Annotated in this window: 3 protein-coding genes; 2 read left to right on the top strand and 1 reads right to left on the bottom strand. The window is 68.7% G+C overall.

Annotation, left to right across the window (positions count from 1 at the left end):
• The first annotated feature begins 58 nt into the window (after window positions 1-58).
• Complete coding sequence (locus tag HMPREF0591_RS29585; RefSeq protein WP_040624471.1) at window positions 59-991, top strand: SAM-dependent methyltransferase; 933 nt, start codon at window positions 59-61, stop codon at window positions 989-991.
• The gene (locus tag HMPREF0591_RS29580; RefSeq protein ID WP_007172557.1) at window positions 988-1,623 is read left to right on the top strand and encodes a class I SAM-dependent methyltransferase; all 636 of its coding nucleotides are present in this window, start codon (window positions 988-990) and stop codon (window positions 1,621-1,623) included. Before HMPREF0591_RS29585 ends, HMPREF0591_RS29580 begins: the two co-directional genes overlap by 4 nt.
• Window positions 1,624-2,245: 622 nt before the next feature.
• Here HMPREF0591_RS29580 and HMPREF0591_RS31745 read toward each other — a convergent pair.
• Window positions 2,246-2,683: chitin-binding protein (locus tag HMPREF0591_RS31745; RefSeq protein ID WP_157137595.1), on the bottom strand; the 438-nt coding region annotated here is incomplete at its 5' end.

Below are 2,683 nucleotides of genomic sequence, written 5' to 3'. Positions count from 1 at the left end.
GTCCCTCCCGGTCGTTATGCTGGCTAAGTATCGCTTCACTCCGAGGGGGAACAGGCGCATGCCACGCACAGACAACGACACCTGGGATCTGGCCACCAGCGTGGGCGCGACGGCCACGATGGTCGCCGCGGCCCGAGCGATCGCTACCAAGGCCGACAACCCGCTGATCGAGGACCGGTTCGCCGAACCGCTGGTTCGCGCCGTCGGGGTCGACTTCTTCACCCGGTGGATTGACGGCGACCTTGCCGCCGCCGACGTCGACGACCACGAATCCGGCTGGAAACTCGAGCACATGCCCGCGGCGATGGCCGCCCGTACCCGGTTCTTCGACGCCTTTTTCGAGGACGCCGCGCGGGCCGGGATCCGTCAGGCCGTGATCCTGGCGTCCGGTCTTGACGCGCGCGCCTACCGGTTGGATTGGCCCGCCGGAATGACGGTGTTCGAAATCGATCAACCCGAGGTGATCGAGTTCAAGACCACCACCCTTGCGAAGCTGGGCGCCGCCCCGCGGGCGGACTTGCGCACCGTCGCCGTCGATTTGCGGCACGGCTGGCCGAAAGCGTTGTCGGATACTGGTTTTGACCGGAGCCGCACAACCGCGTGGATCGCGGAAGGCCTCTTCGGATATTTGCCGCCCGAAGCGCAGGACCGCTTGCTGGACAACATCTCCGCGTTGAGCGCCAAGGGCAGCAGGCTCGCGGTCGAAGCCATCCCGGACCGGCCCCGGCAGGACGTCGAGAAGGCGCGGGAAATGATGCGCAGGGCTACCGCCAAGTGGCGCGACCATGGTTTCGAGCTGGATTGGGAAGAACTGGGTTTCGAGGGCGACCGCAACGACGTCGCCGAGTACCTGAAAAACCTGGGCTGGGAGACGGTCGGCGCCCAGATGAGTGAGTTGCTGGCCGACGGCGGGCTTGCGGCTATTCCGCAGACCAACGATTCGGTGTCGGTCGCCGATACCGTCTACTACACCTCGACCCTGGGCAAATGACGGCACCGAGTCGCCGCGGACTCAACGACGCGGTCACGCGGCTGTGGAGCTTCCTGGCCCCCGCCTACGATTTGCCGTTCCTGCAGCAGTGGGTTTACCGTCCGCCGCACGACGAGGTGATTGCGCAGCTGCGCGCCCACGGAGCCCGCAAGATCGCTGACATCGCTTGCGGTACGGGCATTCTGAGCGACCGGATCGCCCGCGAGCTGAAGCCCGACGAGATCTACGGCGTCGACATGTCCGAGGGCATGCTCGCGCAGGCGCGGGCCAGGACCGGCCGGGTGCGATGGCTGCGCGGGCCGGCCGAGCAACTTCCCTTCGACGACGGCGCGCTCGACGCCGTGGTGACCACCTCGGCGTTCCACTTCTTCGACCAGCCCGCCGCGTTGCGCGAATTCCACCGCGTGCTGGCGCCGGGCGGGCTGGTCGCCGTCGCGGCGCTCAGCGCTCGGCAGCCGCTGCTGCAAGCGCCCTCCGCCAATCGGTGGAAGCCACAACACAATGCGTCACCGGCGGAGATGCGCGCCATGTTCGAGGACGCCGGGTTGGTCATCAGCGATCAGCACCGCATTCCCCGGCCGGTCTGGACCCGGGTCATTTCCGACCTGATAACGGTCGGCACCAAGAGCTGATCGACCCTCAGGCGGCCATTTCCCGCACGACGGACGGAGCGGGCCGCGTGAAGTCCTCGTGGCGGCCGGCATACACGACGCGGGTGGGCCGGTAAGCGGGGACGGCGACTGCACGTTGGCGAGCCGGACGCTCCTGCCCACACTCAACGGTCCGTTCGATGACGTCGAAGCGATCCACCCGGCGCCGAACAACGCCAACGCGACGCCGAACTGAAGCGGCGAGCCGGCCGCGAGTGCGACCAACGCGCAGATCCCCGAAACCACCGCGTCGACCAAGACGACCGCATGCAGGGCTGCCAGGCGAGGATCACGCGCCGGCACCGGGATTGCGGGCCTGAAGTCAGGCTTGGTCATGGGGCCACCTCTTCGATCGCTTCTCTGCGGGTGCGAAACCCGGCCGTGACCTTGATGTTTCGCTATCGAGACAATGCAAACGAGGGGCCATACGGCATCTATGACGTGGCGTAGGGCCCCAACGAAAAGGCCGAAGGTCCCCTCCAGCGCGGCCCGCGCCGTTGCCGCCGTGGCTGCAGAGCGGTCGCGTGGATCGGATCGGCTTGGGCTGCAACAGCACAAAGCCCGCCTCGCCGAGTGGCGAAGCGGGCGTTGTGCTTACCGTCGTTTACAGCGGAATCCAGACTCCGAAGAACCAGAAGCCCCACTGGTTGAAGCCGGGGTTCCACACGGGAGTCTCCTGATAGCCGTAGTAATTGATCGGCCCGTAGCCCCATTGCCCACCGGGCGGGGGGAGTGGCCTGTCCCATGCGGGTCGCGGCGGTTCGCCGGGCCCCCAGGGTCCCGGCCCGTCTCCCCACGGCGCGCCGTGAAAGTAGCCGCGCTGGGGGTCTCCGTGCCAGGGCCCACCGGGTCCGCCCGGGCCACCCGGGTGATCGGGTCCACCCGGTCCACCGGGGCCGCCGGGGCCGCCGGGGTGATCGGGGTCGCCGGGTCCACCGGGTCCGCCGGGGTGATCGGGGCCGCCGGGTCCACCGGGAGGTCCGCCCGGGTGATCGGGTCCGCCGGGTCCGCCGGGTCCGCCGGGTCCGCCGGGAGGTCCGCC

The sequence above is a fragment of the Mycobacterium parascrofulaceum ATCC BAA-614 genome, from assembly GCF_000164135.1.
Taxonomy (GTDB): domain Bacteria; phylum Actinomycetota; class Actinomycetes; order Mycobacteriales; family Mycobacteriaceae; genus Mycobacterium; species Mycobacterium parascrofulaceum.
This window is presented reverse-complemented; position numbering and strand designations above follow the sequence as displayed.